Annotated in this window: 5 protein-coding genes; 1 reads left to right on the top strand and 4 read right to left on the bottom strand. The window is 36.9% G+C overall.

Translation table 11 applies throughout. The annotated features are described in order from the left end of the window. Positions 1 to 998 (bottom strand): bifunctional UDP-sugar hydrolase/5'-nucleotidase (locus ABX784_RS15875; protein ID WP_372656044.1); only part of this gene is annotated, 998 nt, incomplete at its 3' end. A gap of 75 nt (positions 999 to 1,073) precedes the next feature. Continuing rightward, positions 1,074 to 1,385: an NGG1p interacting factor NIF3 gene (locus ABX784_RS15870; protein ID WP_372656043.1), complete on the bottom strand. Its 312-nt coding sequence runs from the start codon at positions 1,383 to 1,385 to the stop codon at positions 1,074 to 1,076. 156 nt (positions 1,386 to 1,541) lie between these two features. Between ABX784_RS15870 and ABX784_RS15865 the strand changes: the two genes are divergently transcribed. After that, positions 1,542 to 2,420 (top strand): hypothetical protein, encoded by an 879-nt coding sequence (locus tag ABX784_RS15865; RefSeq protein WP_372656042.1) that lies wholly within the window; start codon positions 1,542 to 1,544, stop codon positions 2,418 to 2,420. Positions 2,421 to 2,503: 83 nt separating this feature from the next. Here ABX784_RS15865 and ABX784_RS15860 read toward each other — a convergent pair whose 3' ends face one another. Both ABX784_RS15860 and ABX784_RS15855 read right to left on the bottom strand, forming a co-directional pair. After that, the gene (locus ABX784_RS15860) at positions 2,504 to 3,238 is read right to left on the bottom strand and encodes a hypothetical protein (protein WP_372656041.1); all 735 of its coding nucleotides are present in this window, start codon (positions 3,236 to 3,238) and stop codon (positions 2,504 to 2,506) included. Positions 3,239 to 3,385: 147 nt separating this feature from the next. Further along, on the bottom strand, positions 3,386 to 4,136 hold a 751-nt coding region (locus ABX784_RS15855; protein WP_372656040.1), incomplete at its 5' end, for a L,D-transpeptidase family protein.

Here is a 4,136-nt window from a genome sequence, read left to right as displayed (position 1 = left end):
ATAGCTTCACTATTTCTAAGCATAATCTCTGACTCTCCAAGAACTTCCTGTAAGAACTCTTCTCCGTACTTTTGATTAAGCATTGCTCTTGAGTCATCTACAAACTCATCAACAACTTCATCTCTTCTATCTGCCGTATAAATAGGAATCAACTTATACTCTAGTATCTTTAAAGGTTTTCCCTTAATAAGCTCTACCTTCATTTGTCCGAGAAATCTTGCGTGAGATCCCGTTTGAACAATTGGCCTATACTTACCTTCACTATTTCTTACCATTAAAGGATTGAGAATTGCCGTATGAGAGTGTCCACCAATTAAAAGATCTATATCCTTAGACTTTTTAATAATCTCTCTATCAGTACTTAGACCCACATGAGAGAGACCAATGACAAAGTCATGTCCATGTCTATACTTCATCTCTGTAGAGACTTTAGCTCCTACTTTCTTAGGATCACTGATATCTCCACCAGTAAAGCGCCACTTATAAAAGAGCTCATCTGTAGTTAGGCCTAGAACACCAATCTTTACTCCATCCACTTCAAAAGACGTAAACGGACGAACATATTTTTTAATTGAAGTATAAAGAGGATTAACCGCTTTGAAGTTTGCACCAAGATAGTGAAACTGAGGTGGTTTCTCTTTTAATATCTCATTGAGCTCTTTTCCACCCATTAACCAATCATGATTTCCAACAGCAATAGCATCAAAGCCCATCTTCTCCATCATGCGAAAACCACGACGTCCCCTATCGGCCATATAATAGAGGTTTCCATCTAGAAAATCTCCAGCATCAAATCTAAATGTTTTAATCCCCTCTAGATCTGATAGATTTTCTAACTCATCCATCTTTGCTTTAAGAGCTGCGTAACTTCCACGGGAAGAATCTATTATTGTATGATCATAATAAGAGTGCAGATCATTAGTGTGTAAGATCTGTACAACCACAGCATTTATATTCATGCTAAATAATATGAGGTAGATAAAAAATAGTGATTTCATTGTAAACTCCAATAATACTGGGGCCATACAATCATTTTTAATAAGAAATGACAATTTAACTAGGTAAAGATAACTCTAATAATCCTCTAGAGTGTAGACTTCATAGGCAGGAGTCTCATAAGGGTGAGATTCCTTAAGTTTCTCAATAGCACGTAGCACAATACTATTTTCACACACCATTTCTACTTTTACTTCGTCTACTTTTTCAACTTTTCCAACTTCACCAAGAAAGGCCGAAGAGCCCTCTAATGGCCTAAACTGGCCTGTTCCTCTGGTTTCAAAACAACATTTATCGTAACGCCCTATCCTACCAGCACCAACGCTAAAGAGAGCTTCTTTCACTGAATTTAGGTGCTCAAAAGGCACAAAAAAGATGATTTTTTTCACAAATTCTCCGTACTTATAAAGATATAACTAACAGTTTCTTACATCTATGACATTTAGCTTTAAAAAATTTTACAAAGCATAACCAAAACTTAACAATAATATAACAAACTTAATGAAAGAAAAAATGAATGAATCATGTTTTCATGGAGGAACATAATGAGAAAAGGAATTCTAGCAACAATAGTTGCAATGTTAGTATTCGGTGGGCAAACACTTGCATGTGATGAGCACGGTCAAGGTGGAATTGTTGAAGAAAACTCTCTTCATATCCCAGTAGGAGCAAAGTCTGTTAATTCAATGGACGAAGCAATGTTTAACGAGACAATTGATAAAGTAGAAGCAATCTACGCTCCAATCTTCTCTGCAAGAGGTAAAAGATTAGTTATCGAAAGAAAGTGGACTGACGGAACTGTTAACGCTTACGCACAACAGTCTGGTAACACTTGGAAAGTTTCAATGTTTGGTGGTCTTGCAAGACACGCTGCAATCACAACTGATGGATTTGCAACTGTTGTATGTCACGAAATTGGTCACCACATCGGTGGACAACCTAAGAAGAAATCATGGTTTGGTTCTTCATGGGCTTCAAACGAAGGTCAAGCGGATTACTTCGCAACATCTAAGTGTTTAAGAAAGTTCATGGAAAATGATGATAACGATGCAATCGTTGCTGATATGGAAATCCCTGCTCTAGTAGTAGAGACTTGTGAGAAGCAATTTTCTAACGAAAGCGATATCGTAATGTGTAAAAGAGGTGCAATGGCAGGTCTTTCACTTGCTGGACTTTTCAAGGACCTAAGAAACCTTACTACTCCTCTTAAGTTTGATACTCCAGACACAAGAGTTGTTTCAACTACTGATCACAATCACCCACAACCACAGTGTCGTCTAGATACTTACTGGAATGGTGCTCTTTGTGATGTAGATGCTTACACAGACGTAAGTGACAGAGACTACAAAGTTGGAACTTGTACTAGAGTAGATGGTTACGAGTCAGGAATTAGACCACTATGTTGGTTTAAGCCTTCTAACTAATTTCAAAATAAAACGCGTGAATACATAAAAGGGGCCTTCGTTTGAAGGCCCTTTTTTTTTAGCAGCAAAGAATAGAGTTTTATTCAAAACCTTTCTATTTCAATTATTTCCTCATCAAAAGTATTTAAAAAAGATTCTATCTTTCCATAGAACTCACTTTGAACGCCGACTGTTAACTCTCCCTGATTAAATTGTAAGCTATAGCTCTTTCGGCTTTTAACATCTCGAAACTTCTTATCGATATCAATTAATAGGCAGTGTCTCACCGACTCGAGGGGAAGCTCTCTAAGCTCTCCCTTTCTTCCATTAAAAAACAGTCTATTATTTGTCACATAGAGAACTCCAAACTCGTGGTGAGAGAAGTCCTGGGATAGCCTTCCTATTAGAGCGCCTTTAATATACTCACCAGAAAATAAGAATGGCCTTTGATCCATCATCCAAGTAATACACTCTCGGTCAAACATAAGTAGTGCCCTATTTTCTTCAACGCGAATATTTTCTTTTAGAAATTCATTAATCTCATTTTGATTAATTATCCTCTCTTTAGTGTGCAAGTAGAAGAACTCACTATCATCCTCACTCTCAACTAAGTTAAAAGCAATGTGTCCTCCCTCTATACAGAGGTCTAAAAATGATTTCTCTCCAATTTCTCTAAACTTTATATCCGTTAATTGCTCGTAGGGAGTCCTATGAATCAACATATCGCCGTCATAGAAAGATACTCTTCTAGGCTCAGCAATGAGATCGCCAGATATTCCTTCGAATATGGCCTTAACGTGAAAGTCTTCGAGAACAGGTGAAAGGTTTGCAAGTGACATAAATCCCTCCATAGATAGATCTTATAAGAAAATTCCATATAAAATCTTTAATAGTATGAAGAAATATTTATATTTAAACTAAGTATTGGACATTAAAAAGGCCCCGAATTAATCGAGGCCTAATATTTATATAATTGAATTTATTTATTAACCGTGTACCCACCATCTGTAGAGTCTATCTCTAACAGAAGAATCTCTCTTGTGATCATCAATACAATCTTCATAGGCGTCTTCAACTTTCTTCTTCATTTTCTTTACGGCCTTATTGTACTTCTTCTTTGCTTTCTTAAGCTTCTTCTCTCTCTTTCTTTCAGAGTCATCGCTATCATAGCTTGGAGCGTAGTCTTCCCACTTTACAGAATACTTTTCATTCTCATAAGTTTTTGCCTTACACTTAGCTCTAATTCCTTCCCACTTATCTGCTACAAGCTCAGTAGTGCTGTAGTTAAATACCTGGTGGTAGTTGTCGTTATATAGATCAACTAAGCTATCAACAGGAGCTGAAGAGTCCCAGTTATTATATACTTGAACTAGGTTATCTCTATCTAGAGTAAATACAGGATTTGCTCTAGTTCCAGCGTTAGCTACTCTCTTATAAGGCTTATTTCTCTTTGGAAATGGATGTTCCTCAGAGTTGTGGGCCGTGTAGTTTACTGTAATTGGCATCTGCTTAGTTGGTGCAGCTGCTACTAAGAAGTATAGAGACCAAAGGTCTGGTGTCTGCATTCTCATACAACCGTGACTATCAAATGCACGGATAAACTTATTCTTATCTGGGAAAGGTTGAGCGTGAAAACCAATACCAGTATGATCTTCAGTTGAGTCTTGTCCCTTTAATATTCTTACAAATGGAAGATTTGCAAAATATCTTGGCATTTTTCTATTTCTGATGGCCTTT

This window comes from Halobacteriovorax sp. (genome assembly GCF_041587335.1).
Taxonomy (GTDB): Bacteria; Bdellovibrionota; Bacteriovoracia; order Bacteriovoracales; family Bacteriovoracaceae; genus Halobacteriovorax.
The sequence above is the reverse complement of the archived record's forward strand: the minus strand, read 5'-3'. Positions and strand labels throughout refer to the sequence as shown.

Excerpts from the sequence above, each read along its gene's own strand:
- ABX784_RS15865 (WP_372656042.1), top strand. The coding sequence starts at position 1,542 with ATGAGAAAAGGAATTCTAGCAACAATAGTTGCAATGTTAGTATTCGGT.
- ABX784_RS15860 (WP_372656041.1), bottom strand. The coding sequence starts at position 3,238 with ATGTCACTTGCAAACCTTTCACCTGTTCTCGAAGACTTTCACGTTAAG.